The organism is Stieleria varia (assembly GCF_038443385.1).
GTDB classification, from domain to species: Bacteria; Planctomycetota; Planctomycetia; order Pirellulales; family Pirellulaceae; genus Stieleria; species Stieleria varia.
In genome coordinates this window covers 3611047-3627899 of record NZ_CP151726.1, presented here as the reverse complement: position 1 = coordinate 3627899, position 16853 = coordinate 3611047, and the positions used below count along the sequence as shown (strand labels likewise).

The 16853-nt window shown below is 55.1% G+C and carries 17 protein-coding genes; 1 reads left to right on the top strand and 16 read right to left on the bottom strand.

The features are described from left to right. Positions 1 to 257: 257 nt before the first annotated feature. The 7 genes from Pla52nx_RS12010 to Pla52nx_RS11980 form a co-directional block, all read right to left on the bottom strand. The gene (locus tag Pla52nx_RS12010) at positions 258 to 932 is read right to left on the bottom strand and encodes a hypothetical protein (RefSeq protein WP_146520128.1); all 675 of its coding nucleotides are present in this window, start codon (positions 930 to 932) and stop codon (positions 258 to 260) included. 142 nt (positions 933 to 1074) lie between these two features. Continuing rightward, complete coding sequence (locus Pla52nx_RS12005) at positions 1075 to 1656, bottom strand: redoxin domain-containing protein (RefSeq protein ID WP_146520129.1); 582 nt, start codon at positions 1654 to 1656, stop codon at positions 1075 to 1077. A 229-nt stretch (positions 1657 to 1885) separates the two neighbouring features. Beyond that, entirely contained in the window at positions 1886 to 2173 is a 288-nt protein-coding gene (locus Pla52nx_RS12000; RefSeq protein WP_146520130.1) for a hypothetical protein, read from the bottom strand. Beyond that, positions 2154 to 2627, bottom strand: a complete 474-nt coding sequence (locus Pla52nx_RS11995) for a dockerin type I domain-containing protein (RefSeq protein ID WP_197454594.1) — start codon at positions 2625 to 2627, stop codon at positions 2154 to 2156. The genes Pla52nx_RS12000 and Pla52nx_RS11995 overlap by 20 nt, the downstream gene beginning before the upstream one ends. Positions 2628 to 2839: 212 nt before the next feature. Continuing rightward, positions 2840 to 4456: a hypothetical protein gene (locus Pla52nx_RS11990; RefSeq protein ID WP_197454595.1), complete on the bottom strand. Its 1617-nt coding sequence runs from the start codon at positions 4454 to 4456 to the stop codon at positions 2840 to 2842. A 214-nt stretch (positions 4457 to 4670) separates the two neighbouring features. Beyond that, on the bottom strand, positions 4671 to 5612 hold the full coding sequence (locus Pla52nx_RS11985) for a hypothetical protein (protein WP_146520133.1): 942 nt from the start codon (positions 5610 to 5612) through the stop codon (positions 4671 to 4673). Continuing rightward, positions 5612 to 6142 (bottom strand): RNA polymerase sigma factor, encoded by a 531-nt coding sequence (locus tag Pla52nx_RS11980; RefSeq protein ID WP_146520134.1) that lies wholly within the window; start codon positions 6140 to 6142, stop codon positions 5612 to 5614. Before Pla52nx_RS11980 ends, Pla52nx_RS11985 begins: the two co-directional genes overlap by 1 nt. A 473-nt stretch (positions 6143 to 6615) precedes the next feature. Here Pla52nx_RS11980 and Pla52nx_RS11975 point away from each other — a divergent pair, with 473 nt between their 5' ends. After that, positions 6616 to 8136: a sulfatase gene (locus Pla52nx_RS11975; RefSeq protein WP_146520135.1), complete on the top strand. Its 1521-nt coding sequence runs from the start codon at positions 6616 to 6618 to the stop codon at positions 8134 to 8136. 86 nt (positions 8137 to 8222) lie between these two features. Here the strand turns inward: Pla52nx_RS11975 and Pla52nx_RS11970 are convergent, their stop codons facing one another. The 9 genes from Pla52nx_RS11970 to Pla52nx_RS11930 form a co-directional block, all read right to left on the bottom strand. Beyond that, the gene (locus tag Pla52nx_RS11970; RefSeq protein WP_146520136.1) at positions 8223 to 8489 is read right to left on the bottom strand and encodes a hypothetical protein; all 267 of its coding nucleotides are present in this window, start codon (positions 8487 to 8489) and stop codon (positions 8223 to 8225) included. 31 nt (positions 8490 to 8520) lie between these two features. Next, positions 8521 to 9987, bottom strand: a complete 1467-nt coding sequence (locus tag Pla52nx_RS11965) for a sulfatase-like hydrolase/transferase (RefSeq protein WP_146520137.1) — start codon at positions 9985 to 9987, stop codon at positions 8521 to 8523. Positions 9988 to 10008: 21 nt separating this feature from the next. Then, positions 10009 to 10479: a hypothetical protein gene (locus Pla52nx_RS11960; RefSeq protein ID WP_146520138.1), complete on the bottom strand. Its 471-nt coding sequence runs from the start codon at positions 10477 to 10479 to the stop codon at positions 10009 to 10011. Between the two features lie 154 nt (positions 10480 to 10633). Beyond that, complete coding sequence (locus tag Pla52nx_RS11955; protein ID WP_231741983.1) at positions 10634 to 11425, bottom strand: sulfatase-like hydrolase/transferase; 792 nt, start codon at positions 11423 to 11425, stop codon at positions 10634 to 10636. Continuing rightward, a complete protein-coding gene (locus Pla52nx_RS11950; RefSeq protein ID WP_231741984.1) occupies positions 11425 to 12765 on the bottom strand; it encodes a sulfatase-like hydrolase/transferase in 1341 nt (446 codons plus the stop codon). Before Pla52nx_RS11950 ends, Pla52nx_RS11955 begins: the two co-directional genes overlap by 1 nt. A 257-nt stretch (positions 12766 to 13022) precedes the next feature. Beyond that, a complete protein-coding gene (locus tag Pla52nx_RS11945) occupies positions 13023 to 13277 on the bottom strand; it encodes a hypothetical protein (RefSeq protein WP_146520140.1) in 255 nt (84 codons plus the stop codon). 36 nt (positions 13278 to 13313) lie between these two features. Continuing rightward, positions 13314 to 13601 carry an EF-hand domain-containing protein gene (locus Pla52nx_RS11940; RefSeq protein WP_146520141.1) on the bottom strand — a complete coding sequence of 96 codons (288 nt, stop codon included), beginning with the start codon at positions 13599 to 13601 and terminating at the stop codon, positions 13314 to 13316. 49 nt (positions 13602 to 13650) lie between these two features. Continuing rightward, positions 13651 to 15087: a sulfatase family protein gene (locus tag Pla52nx_RS11935; RefSeq protein WP_146520476.1), complete on the bottom strand. Its 1437-nt coding sequence runs from the start codon at positions 15085 to 15087 to the stop codon at positions 13651 to 13653. A gap of 89 nt (positions 15088 to 15176) precedes the next feature. After that, positions 15177 to 16853, bottom strand: coding sequence for a sulfatase-like hydrolase/transferase (locus Pla52nx_RS11930; protein ID WP_342190387.1), 1677 nt, complete (start codon positions 16851 to 16853; stop codon positions 15177 to 15179).

The window sequence follows — 16853 nt, the reverse complement described above, 5'->3', positions numbered from 1 at the left end:
CGTGTTCATCCGTAATACCAGTTCACCCGCGCGTTTGTGTTAGTATCTCGTGCTCAAAACAATTCAATGATAGTCGCCGATCGGATGATTTCTATGAAGCAACCATCCTTTCGCGATCACACCGTACGCCAGTGGTGTAATGATCGCCCGTCTTTGAGCTTGATTGCAGTTGCCCTGCGTGGCACCTTTCTCGCTGGTTACTCGCTCTCACGCATCTGTTCGGATTCAAATCAGACTTGCCGAACGAATGGGGTGAACTATTCCTCAATCTTACGCAACTCAAAACGCCAGCGTTTTACCTTCTTGCCGCCGGAAAACTCTTCGTAGGTGCCGGCCCACACGCCATTCTTTTTCGTGTCCGGCTTCAGTTTCACAAGCCCGGAAAGCGCGTAGGCATCGTCCTGATCGAACTCGAATTTGTACTCGCTTGATCCGGACGTGGAATAATCACCGATGCGTTCGTCTCCAGTCGTTTGCACTTTTGACTCGTTCAATCGCTGCGACAGAAGACCCTTGACGTTTCCACGAAGGTCGGCGTCTCCATTCTGTTTCGCTTCCTTACCTTCATTCTCTTGCTCGCCGACCATTTTCGGTTTGCCCACGGCAAAGATTGATGTTTGCTTGATCCGAAGACGTCCGGTCATCTTCGTCTCTTTGGAATCGTCCTTTTCGCCCGGTTCAATGACCTTGTATTCCCAGACCGTGCCTTCGACATCTTGACGTCGATTCGTCGATTCCACGCCACCCTGATTGAGAACGGTTATATCAGGCTTCGCGCCACTAATTTTGTTTTTGAGTCGGACCTGTGCCATGGCTGTGTTTGTGGGGATCATCGCGATTAACAGCGTGAAGATCGTGAAAAGAAGAAATATTCTCATTGCATCTTTCCCGCGGGAGTTAAGAGAACACTGGTTGTTAGCTGAACGTGCCATTGTATCAAAACACCGAAAATGTGACATGCTTTGCTTTTGTTAAAAGGCCGTTTCCATCATACCCATCGTCACCGGGACCGCGAGCGTGGTCCGTAAATCAAGTTTGCCCAATTTGCTCGCCAATCTACAACGCTGCAATCGATTATTCTGCATAGGAGATGAAACAGCCCACGGCGATTGTTTCCGCGTTTTTGATCGGACGCCCCGCAACGACTGACTCTAAGGCATCGGCCAAATCGTGGGTGGTGGCGACCTTTCGTTTCTTTCCGTATCCGGCATACATGTTGTCAATGCGTCCTTGGTAGACGAGGTGTGTTTGGTTCGGGACAAACACGAAAGCTTGCGGCGTGACTGTTGCTCCGACTCGACGCGCAATCGATTGATCGGTGTCGATCACGACCGGTGTGCTGATGCCAAACTCGATCGCGTGTTTACGGGCTTCTTCAATTGACAGTCTCGGGCTGGAATGAATCATGAAAATCCGCATGCCGTCTTTGCGATAGTCGCTGGCGAGCCGCTGAATCAGCGGTTGGTAACCGTTCGCAATCGGACAGTCGGTTGAGATGAAAATCAAAACGAGGCCACGCGTCGACTTCTCTTCAAACGGCTCGTGATGATTGCCGTCAATGTCGGTAAGTTTCCAGTCGACGTTCGGCTCCACGGCTAATGCGTGCGTCGACGCCGAAATGATGAGACTTAGAACGATATGAGTAAGGCGGATCATGGGCCAGATGCTTTCCGTGTGTTGCGCGATTTAGTTTGTTTCAATGGACGGGCCGCTGTTAGTGGGCTGTTGATTTAGTGCATTGCCCTATCGTTGTGAGATCTATTTTAGTGAGCAGTTGGCGCTAGCCATCGGGCCTTAACCGGCTAGTTTTTTGCCATAAAGCCCGCGGCTAGCGCTGTCGGCTCACTAAATCAACACAAACTTGCTTGAATACAGGACACTCGAGTTATCGCCGCGAGGGCCGCACGATGCGATCTCGCAGACGATCATGGTTGTTCCAAAACTCGGTGCGGATCGCGTTCACATCTTCGGCAATCGTTTGAATGTCCTCCTGGGTAATGCCGCTGGCATCGATGATCGATTCGATATCTTCGCGCACGGCATCTCGCTCGGCTTGCGGGACATTTGCACTTTCCAGCACGGCGTCGACCCTCCCTGCCAACTGTTCACGTTCCGCATCGCTAATTTCGCCATCGCTTCGCGCTGTGCGTGTGTCACGCAGTAACTGTAGCATCAGCGATCGGTCGGGTTGCCTCTGCGGCCACCGTCGCCAGGTCTCCGATCAATTGCGTAATCTGCTCTGGTGTCACTTCGGACTCCGAGCGAATCGAATTCAAGTCTACCATGAGCTGACGAATGTTTTCTTCCTGAGCATCGCTGATTCTGTCGACGCGTGGTCCAATCAGTTCCCGCAGCTGGATCGTTCCAGCGCCTCGAAGGTTCAGGTGGTTGATCACCATCAACGCGTCGCTGGAACTGACCCTGCCGTCGCGATTCGTGTCATGAAAAGATTCTCCCACCACGCTGTCGCCGAATTGCGAGTCGTTTTGCACGAGATGATTGATGACGCTCAGGGCATCGGATGCGGAGATGGCACCGTCGGCATTGACATCCATCGCGAGCGAGGAGGCTCCCATGCCAGAATCCGCTGCCAACATTGCGCGAGCATCCAGCTTTTCCATTCGCATGGAACGTCCACGAATAGGTCGCCGCAGCTTCGCTGTGCACCGCGAATTCAACATTCGACCCAATCTGTTTGGCAATTTCATCTGTTTGGCTCCAAAGTTTGAGAAAAGATTGTGAGTCAAGCAAAGTGAGTCACTTTGCTTGACGGAAGTAATTGCCGGGGGAACAGGAAAAGGGGACATAAAAGCGAAAAACTTTCTTCGTGTGCATGTAATCAACGGCGAAGCCAACCGCGTAATCGGAAAACATTTTCAAGTTCGGATGCGTCCAATGCACCGCTGTTGTCGGCGTCAAGAACACCAAACACACGATCCTTCATTCGCGGTGGCGTTTCGCTCCGTTGCAGGCTTCCATCATGATCGTCATCCAGTTGCATTAACATCTCAACCAACTGTGAAGGTTCTCGATGGATCAGCGAGTTGATGAAATGTTGTCGAACCGCATTTCGCAGCGGTTCTTCGCCGTCTTGATCGTCAGCAATCGCCAGCAACGTGATGCTGCCCATTTCATCGGTCGAACCGCGTCCCCAGCGGATGTCCTGCGGTGGATGATGCGGGTTCTCTGGGTTTTCGGCCGAATTGTCGTAAACGAGTTCGGAGATGAGCACCGTGTCGGCAGGCAAATCAACTGGCTCGGCAAACAGGTACTGGTCTTGCCAATCGAGATCCCAATCGTCGATGTGCAGCAGTATCTTGGTATTGCCACTTGGCAGTTGCGCGGTCAGCTTTAACTCACGGCAAACGTAGTGCGCGTGGCCTCCGACTCCGATCGCACGGGTGGCGACGGGAAGAGTGAGCCTGTCGGAAACCCGGTAGTGCTTCTCACCGGCGGGAATCTTGATGTTGGCCCCGAATCCAAACATGGCCGGCACCATGATCGGCATCAACTCTCGCGACGGTGGTTGTTCCGCAAAGTAAAGAGCGATTTCTGCTTGCTCAGTCTCGGCTTTTCCAGAGGGGTGAAAGTGGGTTTGCATCACGATGTCGCTTCCAGCCGGCAATGACATCGCGAGGTCTCCCGGCAATAGGTTCGGAGTGCTGCCCGGAACATATCCACCCAGCCCCCGAGCCAGTCCATCGTTCACGCGGTACGCTTCGTCATCGTCCGAATCTGCGGATCCTCGCTGGCCGCGAAGCCGCGAAAGCAACGCCGCGCCGCCCTCGGTGTTGGTCACATTGGATTCGCCCAGTCCGGCGAGGAATCCCATGCCTGCGATGCCGGTCTTCCCGTCGGCTCCGTCCATTTTTCGAGCATTGCCCGCGGTGTCGACAAAGAACAGTGCGTGGTGCACTGACGACTTGGCACGGGGTCGAAGCTGGACTGCCTTCACCCATTTGACTTCGGGTAAATCGAGCGGAAAGACGAAGGAACGATAGATGTCGGGACCGTCAGCTGGGACGTCGAAGGTACCATTCATCCTGACGACCAGATCTGGTTTACCAAGTATCCAACCCTCGGTGACCTGCGGAGGATCCGGTGTCTTCCCGCGGTCTCCTTCGGGACAACCGGCGTCGATCCAGGCTTTGATCTTTCGGGTCTCTTCGTTTGACAAGCTTCGGTTGTTAGCGAAGGCAATTCCATGATCAACCGGTTTCCAGGGCGGCATGTAGCCCGTGTCCAAAACCGCCTCAATGGTTCCAGCCCGCTGTTGCACATCACGGTAGGAGATCAACGAAAACGGTGCGGATGATTCAGGTCGATGACAACTCACGCATTTGTCATGAATGATCTTGGCAACGTCGTTTGAAAATGTTGGTACGGCTTCGTCAGCCGACGCAAGCGTGGCAAAGCCGGCGCAAGCAACGAAAACAAGCACGAAGTAGCGGGACATAAGACGCTCCTGGTTATGAAAGGCGTGGCGAAGCAAATCTGACGACGAGTCTGCCCGAGGCGACAATAAGCACCTCTCCGAAAATTGATGCATTTTATTTTGTGAGCCGACGGCGCTAGCCGCGGGCACGGCAATTTGCTGCGTTTGGCGATGCAGGCCCGACGCTAGCGCGTTCGGCTCACGGTTTTCGGAAAGGCTCTAAGGTTCCTGTGCGCTACGGTCGTTCGAATCTCGGTTGGCCGAGTGAATCGATTCGCATGATGACCCGGCTACCTTGATAATGAGCTTCAGGAGTGAACCATTCATCCGAAAGGGAGGGTTCGTCACTTTGGAATGTGAGTGCTACCGATTCTCGTCCAGCTTGACCGTCTGCCAGATTCCACCGCACAACGATTCGAATCGCTATGCCCGTTTCACGGCTTACCCACAGCTCGATCATGTCAGGAGCGTTCGGTTCGTCGGTCACTTCAAGCTCGGCACGAATGTGTTGACAGGCGACTTTCGTTCCATCGGGAAGAGTGACTACTTCATCGGACAACTCTTCCAAACGGTAGCCTTGAGACATTCGCGTTAAGAGAGTCGTGACATGCAGATAAGGAGTGTCGAGTTGCTGGTGCAAGGCAAGCCAGCGACTAAGAACCGTGCCACTTCCAATTCGCACTGGACCAATCGGAGGAACGACCCATTCATCCGTCTCATTCTTGCCGAGCCAAAAGCTGCTGCCTGGCAGGAGTCCCGGATGCCGCAATGTAAAACAGTCGTGACCTTGCACGTAGAGTTCGTTGTCGATCTGTGGTTCGTACCCTGTGGGGCTGCGATACTGTACCTGTAGCAGATACTTGCGAGTCATCTGCTCTGCGGCCACGTGCAGGGATCGCTGAACAGCTGCCATGGCCTTGGCAGATGTGCCGTTACTATCAAGCACAAACGACAGAGCTATCAGAACGGAGGCGGCTAGCGCGATTGCTCCCCAGCGCATTGATTTTCGGGGCGAGCGTGGCACATTGGCACCATGCGTGGACTCGGGCTCGTTGATTCGCTTCATCGCTCGGGCAACGTGATCGGCGTAATCTTGAGGCGCCACGGCACTGGTAAGCAGCGACTCGACCCAGGAATCCCGGAGTTGGTCTCGCTTCAATTGTTCGTCCTCATTCATCACGACGCCTCACCAAGTCCCAGTTTGTTCTCCAGGCAGTCGGCCAAACGGGCTTTACCGCGGGCCAGCCGTTTCTTCAAAGTCTCTTTCGCCAGACTCAACATCGACTCGATCTCGCCCCAAGCCCGCTGTTCGGTGTAGCGCATCGTGATCGGACGCTGGAAAGTCTCCGGGAGTGAATCGATACATTCACGCATGGCGGCCAGCTTGTCGTGAAATGTGTCACCTTGGAGTGATCCAATCGCGGCAAACCGATCGTTCAGCCACTGGAGTGACTCTTCGTCAATCGGCTGATCCGTGCGGGACGTTCTCCGATAGTAAGCGAGCATCATTTTCCCGGCGATTCCTCGCAACCACGGACCGATCGGCCTGTCTCGGTCGTAAGTATCAAGACGCTTCCAGGCGGTGAGGACCGTTTCCTGATAAAGATCATCCACGGCATGCTGATCGCGCACCCCTGAGCGGATGTAGGCGAATAGCATGTCCGTATTTTCACGAATCAAGATTTCAAACAGTGATGTTGCGTCCATCGTTCTCCCTAATGCTGCCAATCAAGGGGAATTGTCCCGTGAGACGAGAAAGGGGACGACGAATCATAAAAATTTAACAAAAAACCCCTCGAGGACTCAGGCAAGGGATGAACAACCCCTTTTCTCGCTCATGGTCGATCTGCACCGCGCGGGAGAACGCCAAGGACCTGGAAGCAATCAGGAGACACTCCGCGCTCTGGAGCTGACTAGGCTTGACAGAAATGCAGAGCTCAACGTTGCCAACATCGGTTGCGGCACGGGGCAACCAGGTTGCTTTGTCGTTGTCTTCACGATGATGGGTGTTGTCCTTTGCAGCCTTGGTGGAGGAAGAATCATTGGTGGACGCGGCGTTCGTCAGGTAAGGAGGTTTTTCATTACGACGTCGTTATGACAGATTCGAACGGCGATCGATTTGGATTCCCCCGATCAACCGTGCCTTGTCTAATCGGGGACAATAGTATAAATCCGAAGCCATGGTTCAAAATCTATCAAGACTGATTGCCGTAGCCTTGTTGCTCACCGCGACCGTGACCGCGCCTGTTCTGGCCGGGGAGCGTCCCAATGTCCTGTTCATCATCTGTGATGACTTGAACTGCGATCTCGGGACCTACGATCACCCGCTCGTGAAGTCCCCGAACATCGACGCTCTGGCGAAGCGGGGAGTGCAGTTCGACAATGCCCACTGTCAGTTCTCGCTGTGCGGGCCGAGCCGGGCTTCATTCATGACGAGTCTCTATCCTGATCAAACCCTGATCTGGAACAACTCGATCTTTCTGCGCCAGACCCTCCCCGATGTCATTTCGATGAGCCAGCATTTTCGGGCGAATCAATACTTCGCGACGCGGATCGGCAAGATCTACCACTACGGCGTACCGCGTAACATCGGCACGGGCGGCCACGACGATCCGTATTCCTGGGATCACACCATCAATCCCTACGGACGCGACAAGTTGGAGGAAGCCCAATGCTTCACCCTGACACCAGGCCGGTACGGCGGAACCCTGAGCTGGCTGGCCGCGGAGGGCACTAACGAAGAGCAGACCGACGGCATGATCGTGGATGAGGCAATCGAGCGGCTAAATTGGCATGCCAGGCATGACTTCGACTTCTTTCTCGCGGTAGGTTTGTTTCGTCCTCACACCCCGTACATCGCTCCGAAAAAGTACTTCGATCTCTATCCCATCGAATCGATCCAGCTCCCGGAAGTTCCGGAGGGATATCTCGAGACCCTGCCCGAGCCGGCTCGAAAGAGCGTCACCTTGAAGAAGGAGAAAACCAAGCTGACCCCTGAGTTGGCCCGAGAGGCGATCCAGGCCTACTACGCTTCGATTTCTTTCGTCGATGCCCAGATTGGGCGTCTGCTGGATGCTCTCGAGGAGTTGGGGCTGAACGAGAATACGATCGTGGTGTTCACCTCCGACCATGGCTATCACATGGGAGAGCATGGTCAGTTTCAGAAGACCACCCTGTTTGAGAACGCGACGCGCGTGCCGCTGATCCTCTCGACACCGGGGCAGACCCTGCGTGGGCATCGCACCCCGGCACCGGTCGAGATGACCGATTTTTATCCGACCCTCGCGGAATTGACCGGCCTCGAGATACCGTCCCACGTCCAGGGCGTCAGTCTTGTTCCCGTGTTGCATGACCCGACGGCGCGTCCGAGGAAGGATGCCCTGACCCAACTCACCGTGCGGGCGAAGGGATACAGCCTGCGTGACGAACGGTATCGAATCACGGAGTGGCAGAACGACGACGAAGGTGGCGCGGTGGAGCTCTACGATCACAAAAGTGATCCGGCGGAAATGAAAAATCTTGCCGGAAACCCCGAATTTGCCGAGCTGAAAGGACGCTTTTTGGCCCGTCTGCGGGAACGGGTACGGGAAGCGCAGGTGGTGCCGCATGGTATCGAGCAGGTCTCTAATTTTGAACCCGGCAGGACACCGAGTTGGGATTACACGCTGCCGCTCGGGGTGGGTCGCAGTGAGGGACGTTGATAATCTACTCGGCGAGGCCGGGTTGAACTCTTGAAGTGCGTTCCCAACTCTTCGACCGTCTATTTCTCAGTCTTTGCGTATTCGTCTCAGTGTCTATGGGTCAGGTTCACGTCGGTGGCGTTTGATGTCACCAGATAGCGGTAACGCGACATGTATTTTGTGCTGGTTCCGACCACGGGGCAGGTCTGGTCTCCCGCACTGGCGAAGGCCCAGATGGGAAGTTCCTTCCATTGTTCCGCCATCTGCGGATCGCCCCCTCCGGCAATCGGCACCGCCGCAGCGAAGTAGTCTGGGCGGAGCGCGATCGCGTCCCAAGTGGCCGAGGTAGCCGTTTTGAATCGATACGTTTTCATTGGTATCTTAGGTGCCGAGACGGATCCCGCTTCATCGTAACTTGTCGCCCTGCAGCAGGCTTTCCAACTGTTTGATCATCGCCTCTTTCTTTTCGGGATCCTTGACATTGTCTTCGTAATAGTCTTCCATCAGCGAGGACAAGGGCTTCGGCTTACCGACCATGTCGGGCAGGTGCTGGAGCAGATAGGAATACTTGTCCTTCTTTGTTCTGTCCTGCCATATCTTCATGATTTTAAAGTGGTCGACGAGCAGGGTGATGCTGGAGCCGATCGTTGTACCCTTGGTGTCTCTGCCTCCATCCCAGGTGTTGGATAGGTGATTGAGGGTGCGGACGTTGAGATATTGACGTCCTTGCAAAGGTTGTTCCTGCCCCGTGAGATAAGGCATGAGGTCGGTGCCATCGATCTTGAGGGACGTCAGGTCGGTCGACGGGGCCACATACTTTAAGGCCGTTGGAAGGATGTCGCAGACCGACACCAGACCGTCGTAACGGGCCGGTTTGTCCGCGGAAGCCTTGAGAGACGCAGACCAAACGATATAAGGCACCCGGATTCCGCCGTCGAAGGGTTCATGTTTGAATCCATGCATGGGATAATTCAGTGAAAGAGTCCCCTCTCCACCATTGTCGCCGGTGAAGATAATCAAGGTGCGTTCCAGTTGCCCGTTCTTTTCCAGGGTCTCGACGAGTCGGCCAATGCCTTCATCCACGGAATAGACCATGGCCATGATCTTCTGACGCGTGCTGGCGTCCTTGGCCTGCTTGGGAAACAGGGTGCGGAGGTCCTCCTCCTTGGCTTGAATCGGAGTATGGGGGGCGTTGTAAGGCAGGTAGAGAAAAAATGGCTTTTTTTCGCCGGCGCAGCGGTTGATGAAATCGACGCCAAGTTCGGTAAGTGTGTCCGTGAGGTAGGCTCCCTCCTTAGGGAATTGGTAATCGATCATTTTTTCCTCCACCCGATAGGTGATGGGAGAATTCTTCGTCTCGGCCACGGCCTCGCCGGCCTTGCGAAAATATTCGCTCATCGCCTCAAACCCGAAGAACTCGTCGAATTCGAGTAATTCGGGATGATACGGAAGAGTGATGGTCTTCTCCACCTCATGGTGATACTTCCCGAAATGGGCCGTTTTCAGACCGGCCTCGCGCATGGCTCGCCCGATCATGGGTTGGCCACCCAGAACAACTTTGCGCGTCTGCCACTTCCCGCTCAGCAAGGACATCCGGGACGGGACGCAGTGGTTGTTGCCATAGGCTCTGGTGCAGACGACTCCTTCCTTCGCCAGTCGGTCCAGATTTGGAGTGAAGGAACCGATGGCAGTTTTGAACTCCTCGCTCTCTTGGTAGAGCTTGCGATACACCGGCAGTTCGCCGTAGCCGAGATCGTCGCAAAGGATCACGATGACGTTGTGCTTTGGTTTCTCCTCCCCGCCACGCACGATCATGGGAGCGATGGTGAACAAGCAAAACAGCGCGAGCAAGGTTGTGGAGAATGGTTTCATGGCAGGCTTTATCGAGTGGTGTCAGAACGTGAGAATTTTCTTGTTTCTTGAGGGAGGAACGAAGCCGGGGTCGACGAACGGCTTTTGATCGAAGGCGCTGCCGTCTCCCAGTACGCGCGGATCGCCGGTGTCCCGCAATTCCCTCATCATGCGATCGGTGAGCTCCCGCAGGACCTTCGCGTAGCCGGAATCCGCTGCGACGTTTCTCACCTGAGCTTTTAGTTCTTCCATCAACTCGTTGAACATGCCATCCCAGGCCCGAGCCTCGCCAAGGTAATCGGCCAGGTCTTCCCGGACGTCATGCCTGCCAGCCAGTCGGCGAAGATTCGGTGCCACCACCTTGCCTGCATAACGATCCGCATCCTCAAGCAGCCAACTGTTCGGATCATCGGCGGCCAGAAAGCGCACGTTCATCCGCTGATCGGCCGCCTCGGCCCCGGTGACGCCAATCGCTGAGACAATTAACACAAGTAACAATTTAATCTTGTCCATCTTCTTTACACCTACTTCGAATTCTCAGACAGGCTTCCAATCGGGCGAGAATGTGCGTCAAGGCCTCTCGTGAAATCGCTCATTCTTCTGGAAAGGTCGGCAACCTTGACTGGATGCTCGGCGGCAACGTCGGTTGTTTCTCCCGGATCGACTCTTAGATTGAAAAGCGTTCCAGCGTGTTTTCGGTGAGGTTCAGTTCATCAAGCGTCTTCATTAGCTCGCCAACTTGCCAATCGATCTCCTGAACGACGTCACCGTAGGTGCCTTGCTTTGAGCTGCCTGCGAATCGCGGGTGAGGAATCCAGCGTGTGTGCGGTAGCGGCGAAGCGTAGTACAGAAAGAAGGGCTGGTCCTTGTGCTGCTGGATGAATTTAATACCGGCCGCAACCAGTTTGGGTGAATGAATCCCGTCGGTCTTGTGTTTCACTTCTTCGACGATTTCCCTGTTGCGAAAGATTGCCGTCGTCTTCTTGTCATCGCAATCCATGAAACCGTAGAAGCTGTCAAAGCCTTGGTTCACCGGATTGAAATCTTCCCATTCGCCCAAATGCCACTTGCCGACGATTCCCGTCGCGTACCCCGCCGTTTTGAGAATTTCCGCGACAGTGATCTCATCCGAATGCAGGCCCATACGATCACGTCGGTAAATTACTTTATTGACACCGACCCGCTGAGCATGACAGCCGGTCATCAAAGCGGCACGCGTTGGTGAACAGCGATTGTGAACGTAGAAACTGGTGAATTTCATCCCTTCGGCGCAGAGCTGGTCGATGTTGGGCGTCGCAATTTCTGTTGCCCCATAACACCCCAGATCGCCATAGCCCTGGTCGTCGGTGAGGATTACGACGATGTTGGGCTTGTCTGAGGCGACGCTCTCACCAACCATCGCCCAGCCGCCGAGCAGCAGCGCACCCAGCACGATTGCAATCACGCGTATCTTGTTCATCACTTGGCTTTCCTGATCTTGCTATTCGTGTTGGCCTGCTCGATCGCCATGAAGTCCTTCAGCACAGCGCCGAGTCGTTCACGGTCACTGTTAAAGTCCTCGCTCCCGGCCTTCGCCTCGCTGTACCGCTCTTTGTCAGAACTCACCGGGATGTCGTAAAGCGTGCCGTTTTCGTGAAGGCGGAAACGCCTGTCGCGCACGAAGTATCCCTTCTTGAAGCTCATCAACACCTGCTGGCGATCCTCGCCAGCCGTGCCGAACAGGTTGTGGGACAAATCCATGCCGTCAACCTCGCGGTCGAGCCTGATCCCGGCTACCGATGCGATCGTCGGCAGCACGTCGACCAGGCAGAACAGTTCGTCCCGCACGCCCGGCTTGATCTTGCCAGGCCACCAAGCCAGCAGCGGCACACGCGTACCGGCCTCCGTCATCGAGCCCTTGCCGCCATTGAGGTCCATGTCCGGCAACTTACTGGTGATTGACGCGTGCGTACCGTTGTCCCCCGTAAACAGGATCAGCGTGCTCTTTTCGAGGCCGTGCTCTTTGAGCTTCGCCATGATCTTGCCAACGATATCGTCCATGTAGGTGACCATGTGTCCGAACGCGACCGTGCTCTTGTCAAGGTCGTCGGTGTACTTCGTCCGCGCCAGCTTCTCGAGCGACGGCGGATGCTTGAACGGCGAGTGCACCAGCGCCATCGGATAGTAGATCAGGAACGGTTTACCCCGGTTCGTGTCAATGAAATCCAGCAGATGCTTGCTGTAATAGTCCGGCCCGTAGTCTTTGTCCGTACCGATGAAGAGCTTGCTGTTGCTGTAGATGTGCGGGCTGTAGTAGCGGCTCGACTTCTTGCCGTCGTAGAACCACGTCCACATGCTGTAGTCGTCGAATCCGTGCTGGATCGGTTGATCGGGATATTCGTCGAACTGACCTAGCTGCCACTTGCCGGCGATTGCGGTCGCGTAACCGGCATTGTGGAAGTCGTGCCCGAATGTGCGGATGCTCGCCGGCAGGCGGACTTCATCGTCCTTGCCGATCGACGCCTTGAACCCGGTGCGGTTCGGGTACAGGCCGCTCATGATCATCACCCGCGTCGGTGTGCACAGCGGCGTGGCGTACGCGTTGTTGAACCGCACGCCCTGAGCCGCCATTCGGTCGAGATTCGGCGTTGTATAGATCGTGCTGCCGTAACATGCCAGCCCCTCCGCGCCGAGGTCGTCGGCCATGATGACGATGACGTTGGGCTGGGCAGGATCCGCGCCAGCGGCGGGGTCGGGCGCCCACGCCAACAGTACGGCAAGGCACAAAGCAGACAGGTGAGCACGCAAAATGTGGGTCATCATCGGTCCTCAATTGTTCTCGTAACAGCGGATCGGCTGCCCTTTTGGGGCAACCTTCATGATCGCAACCTGGTCAGCTCCGAAATGCTTAGGGATTGCCTGAATAAAAACTTGCTTGAGTTTCAAGTTGGCCATATTGGATTGTCCCGATAACAGGAACAGATGAACCGGCTCCCTGCCAAAAACACCAGTGATGTAGCGGGGACGAAAATGAGAGCAAGGAGCGGCGAAGTGTTGGTTGTCATATTGGAGATTGTCTATCGTGTTGCCTTGATCAGCTCGCCGAGTTCCATGGCCTCGAAACAGAAACCAAGGCTGTGATCGGACACCGTCTTGCCATCGAATTTGGTTTCGAGGATGGCCTGAAGCCGGTGCGCCACACCATCGACAGGAAAGTAGCTGTACTCCGCGTTCACCTTTTCAAATTGCTGCACCATGCTCTTGACCATTGGGTATGGGGGCCACGTTATCACTGGTGCTGTGGGCAATGAAAAAAGGCGGATCGTTTTCATCAATATGGCTGGCAACAATGGCACCCATGAAGGAAATCACCGCAGCCACTTCAGCGTCAGAGTCGGTGAGTTGTTCATCGCAGAATGCGGCGTGCAGTGCATTGAATGCCCCCGCGGATATACATCCAGCAGCAGCATGTTTTCTGGCAGCTTATCGCGGCCTGCTTTCAATTCTTCAGCCGTAATTTTTCCATCATTATTAAGGTCTATCTCAGGCGCGGCAGCTAATATCCTCTTCTGAACCCTTTTAGGAATCGGGATCTCTGTCGCCAAGGCGTCTGCTGCAAACAAAACTGCGATGAACGTTAACGCAATGGTTTTCATACGTTGCGTCTTTCTGGATTCAGTTGATTCGTGCAATTCATGTTCATGGTTAGTTCGCAACGCCAGCTGGCCGCGTGTTCTTGCGAAGCTCTATGTGAAAACTTTCTATCTGCGTTTTCAGCCTCACGACGATTTCTGGGTGTTTGGAAGTCAGGTTGTTTTGTTCGCCGATATCGTCACTCAGATTATAAAGCGCCGCCGTTGGCCCCGATTTCTGACTCGGAGCTTTGCTGCGTTCCTTGATAAGTGCTTTCCGTTCTTTGCGAGGAAGTTTCTGTTCCTCAGCAGTTAGCTCAATCTCGGGCTTCGAGGCATCCTTCCCCGAAGCCTCATCGACGAGATACTTCCAGTCGCCGACGCGGATTCCCTGAACGACTCGTCCCCGCAGGTAATAGACCGCTTCGTGAGGTGACTTGGCATCAGGCTTTCCAGCGAGTAGCGGCCAGATGTCTTTTCCATCAATCACGCGGTCGCTGGGAATCACACCGCCCGCCAGTCTGGTAAGTGTCGGCAGAAGATCCATGATGATGACGGCTTCGTCAGATTCAGTGCCCGCAGGAATACTGCCTGGCCAGCGAGTAACGAACGGGACTCGCACGCCTCCCTCCAGAGTCGAACCTTTGCCCCCTTTCAATGCTCCGGCGCTGCCGCCTGTGCTGGTGTTCGGTCCGTTGTCGGACGTGAAGATGACCAGGGTGTTCTCATCGAGCCCAAGTTCTTTCAGTGAATGCAGAATCTCGCCTGTGCTCCAGTCGAGTTCCTGGATCGCGTCACCGTAAATACCTCGCTTGCTGCTGCCAACAAACTTCTCAGATGCATGCAGCGGGATGTGCGGCATGTTGTGCGCCACGTACACGAAAAACGGCTGGTCTTTGTGCTGAGTGATGAAGCGAATGGTCTCGCGTGTGTACCGCTGAGTGAACTGTGTTTGGTCGGCGGGCACTTCGACGACGATGTTGTTCCGCACGAGTGGACATTTCGCTTCGCTTAACTCGATGATGTTCTCCCGGGTGTAGCCTTCGCGGAAGATGCAATCGGCAGCGTATTGCTTGAGTGTGGGATAAAAGCCCTGGCTATTGGAAGATGGCGTTCCGTACCAGTAATCAAAACCGTGGTTGAGCGGTTGAAATATGTCTTGGTTGCCAAGATGCCACTTGCCAATGATGGCCGTCGCGTAACCCTGGTCTTTCAGTAACTCTGGCAGAGTGATCTCATCAGGGTTCAGCCCGTGGTTGTTCCGAGGGAACATCACGCCGCCGATTCCGACGCGCGTTGAATGGCTGCCGGTCATCAAAGCCGCACGAGTCGGGGAGCAGACGGGAGAAACATAGAAGCTGGTGAACTTTGCTCCTTCAGCCGCCATCTGGTCAATGTTGGGCGTGGCAATATCGTTGGCCCCGTAACACGACAGATCGCCGTAGCCCAGGTCGTCTGCAAGGATGACGATGACGTTGGGTTTGTCAGCTGCTTGCGCATCGGAGTTCATCGCTAGCAGCGATGCGGCAGCAAGCAGCGAGCCTGTCACAAGTGACGTGATGGTTTGTTGTATCACTATCTTTTTTGTGGGGGCGACGTTCATTTTTCGTCCTCTGCAGGTGGCCTACTTCCTGCAAAAGGCCCCCATTGAACACGATTCTCGTACTCCTTGGAGCTTCGGTAGACCGCTGCGTCGTAGTTCGGGTTGAGTTTCGGGATGCGGGCGGCGACGTCATCGAAGTACCGCATCATGCTGTCGTAGAGACGGCGGTGTTCTTCCAGGTGATCGGGCGCGATATTGTGGAACTCGCCCATATCCTGGTTCAGGTCGAACAGCATGGGGAGATCCGGTCGCTCGTAGAAATGCAGCAGCTTGCGAGTGCCGGAGACGACTGCCGAGTGTGGCATGCCGCTGCGGTAGTGCGGGTAGTGGAAATACAAATTTCGATTCAGGAACGTATCGCTCGGCAGCTCGCCCGCCATATAGGACGCAAGACTGACGCCGTCGATGTTCTTCAGAGCCGTCGGGTCGCCGCCTGCCCAGTCAACGAATGTTGGTAGGAAATCATAATTCACCACGTTGGCATTGAAGACAGAGCCAGCCTTGATGCCGGGACCTCTGACGATCATCGGAACGCGGATCCCACCCTGCCAAACCCACCACTTGGCAGCATGGTGTGGCTGCGTGAAGCCCTCGGTCAACTGCAGCTCCTTGTGGCGGTATCCGTTGTCGGAAACCAGTACGACATACGTGCTATCCTTGATCCCCAGCTCGTTAATGCAATCAAGCACCGCTCCGATCCGCCCGTCGAGATCGTCGCCCATCCCCAGCCAGATGGCCGGGTCTTCCTTGCGTTTGACTGTCTCGGCGGTCTTCCCGATCTTTCGGTAGTATGCCTGCACGAGCGGATGTTGAGCATATTTCTCACGTGTCGCCGGCAAGCACTCGCGACCTTCGTGCATCGCGTAGTGGGAGATCTGCAGATAGAACGGTCTGCTGGCTTTGACCTGCGCGTTCATGAAGTCAATCGCTTTTTCAGTGACGCTGAACATCAGCTTGGGATCGGTCAGGTCGTCAGGCAAACGCTGGTTCGCGCCGGCGGGCAGCGTGTTGCCCGGGGTATTGCTGGTGTCCCCATCATGCGAGACGTATCCCTCGTCACCAGGATTGCCTCGCATATGCCACTTGCCGATATGGGCACTGGCATAACCAAGCGGTCTGAGCGCTTCGGGGATCGTCACAGCGTCCGTGTCGATCGTCATGTCGGAGACGCATGGAACCACCGGAAACTCTGGGTAGCCTTTTTCGTCGAAGTAGTCCTGTCCCCGGTCGTTCATAAACACGGTGAAGCCACTGCGCGGCGAGGACTGTCCCGTCTGTACGCAGACTCGCGACGGCGAACACTGCGGCGAGGCATACGCGTTTGTGAACTTCATACCCTCACGAGCAAGTCGCTCGACATTCGGCATCTGCAGGACCGGCATGCGAGAATTCGGCAGCGAGTCGTCCATCGCAACCGGAGACCCGTTCCAGGCCCAGTCGTCGATGAACAACAGTACGATGTTCGGTTTTTCAGCGGCGATCAGCACTCGTGCGCGGCCCGCAATAATCGCGGTAACGACGACCAACGTTACGATGAGTCGGAGAGTCTTCATGATCCAGTCCGTGTTTGGTATTGATATGATCTTGTTTGTCTTTGGTATTGGCGTACTGGCTTGGCAGCCTGACGACTCTGCTTCTTGCTCATTGGTGTCCTGAAGCTTGTCGCCAAACAT

Bases quoted from the DNA above. Each gene is read 5' to 3' on its own strand.
- Pla52nx_RS11970 (WP_146520136.1), bottom strand. From the start codon at position 8,489: ATGAAAACGTATCGATTCAAAACGGCTACCTCGGCCACTTGGGACGCG.
- Pla52nx_RS11980 (WP_146520134.1), bottom strand. From the start codon at position 6,142: ATGGACGCAACATCACTGTTTGAAATCTTGATTCGTGAAAATACGGAC.
- Pla52nx_RS11950 (WP_231741984.1), bottom strand. From the start codon at position 12,765: ATGACCCACATTTTGCGTGCTCACCTGTCTGCTTTGTGCCTTGCCGTA.
- Pla52nx_RS12005 (WP_146520129.1), bottom strand. From the start codon at position 1,656: ATGATCCGCCTTACTCATATCGTTCTAAGTCTCATCATTTCGGCGTCG.
- Pla52nx_RS11930 (WP_342190387.1), bottom strand. From the start codon at position 16,853: ATGTTTGGCGACAAGCTTCAGGACACCAATGAGCAAGAAGCAGAGTCG.
- Pla52nx_RS11940 (WP_146520141.1), bottom strand. From the start codon at position 13,601: ATGAAAACCATTGCGTTAACGTTCATCGCAGTTTTGTTTGCAGCAGAC.
- Pla52nx_RS12010 (WP_146520128.1), bottom strand. From the start codon at position 932: ATGGCACGTTCAGCTAACAACCAGTGTTCTCTTAACTCCCGCGGGAAA.
- Pla52nx_RS12000 (WP_146520130.1), bottom strand. From the start codon at position 2,173: ATGCTACAGTTACTGCGTGACACACGCACAGCGCGAAGCGATGGCGAA.
- Pla52nx_RS11965 (WP_146520137.1), bottom strand. From the start codon at position 9,987: ATGAAACCATTCTCCACAACCTTGCTCGCGCTGTTTTGCTTGTTCACC.
- Pla52nx_RS11985 (WP_146520133.1), bottom strand. From the start codon at position 5,612: ATGAATGAGGACGAACAATTGAAGCGAGACCAACTCCGGGATTCCTGG.
- Pla52nx_RS11945 (WP_146520140.1), bottom strand. From the start codon at position 13,277: ATGAAAACGATCCGCCTTTTTTCATTGCCCACAGCACCAGTGATAACG.
- Pla52nx_RS11955 (WP_231741983.1), bottom strand. From the start codon at position 11,425: ATGAACAAGATACGCGTGATTGCAATCGTGCTGGGTGCGCTGCTGCTC.
- Pla52nx_RS11960 (WP_146520138.1), bottom strand. From the start codon at position 10,479: ATGGACAAGATTAAATTGTTACTTGTGTTAATTGTCTCAGCGATTGGC.
- Pla52nx_RS11935 (WP_146520476.1), bottom strand. From the start codon at position 15,087: ATGAACTCCGATGCGCAAGCAGCTGACAAACCCAACGTCATCGTCATC.
- Pla52nx_RS11975 (WP_146520135.1), top strand. From the start codon at position 6,616: ATGGTTCAAAATCTATCAAGACTGATTGCCGTAGCCTTGTTGCTCACC.
- Pla52nx_RS11995 (WP_197454594.1), bottom strand. From the start codon at position 2,627: ATGCGAATGGAAAAGCTGGATGCTCGCGCAATGTTGGCAGCGGATTCT.
- Pla52nx_RS11990 (WP_197454595.1), bottom strand. From the start codon at position 4,456: ATGTCCCGCTACTTCGTGCTTGTTTTCGTTGCTTGCGCCGGCTTTGCC.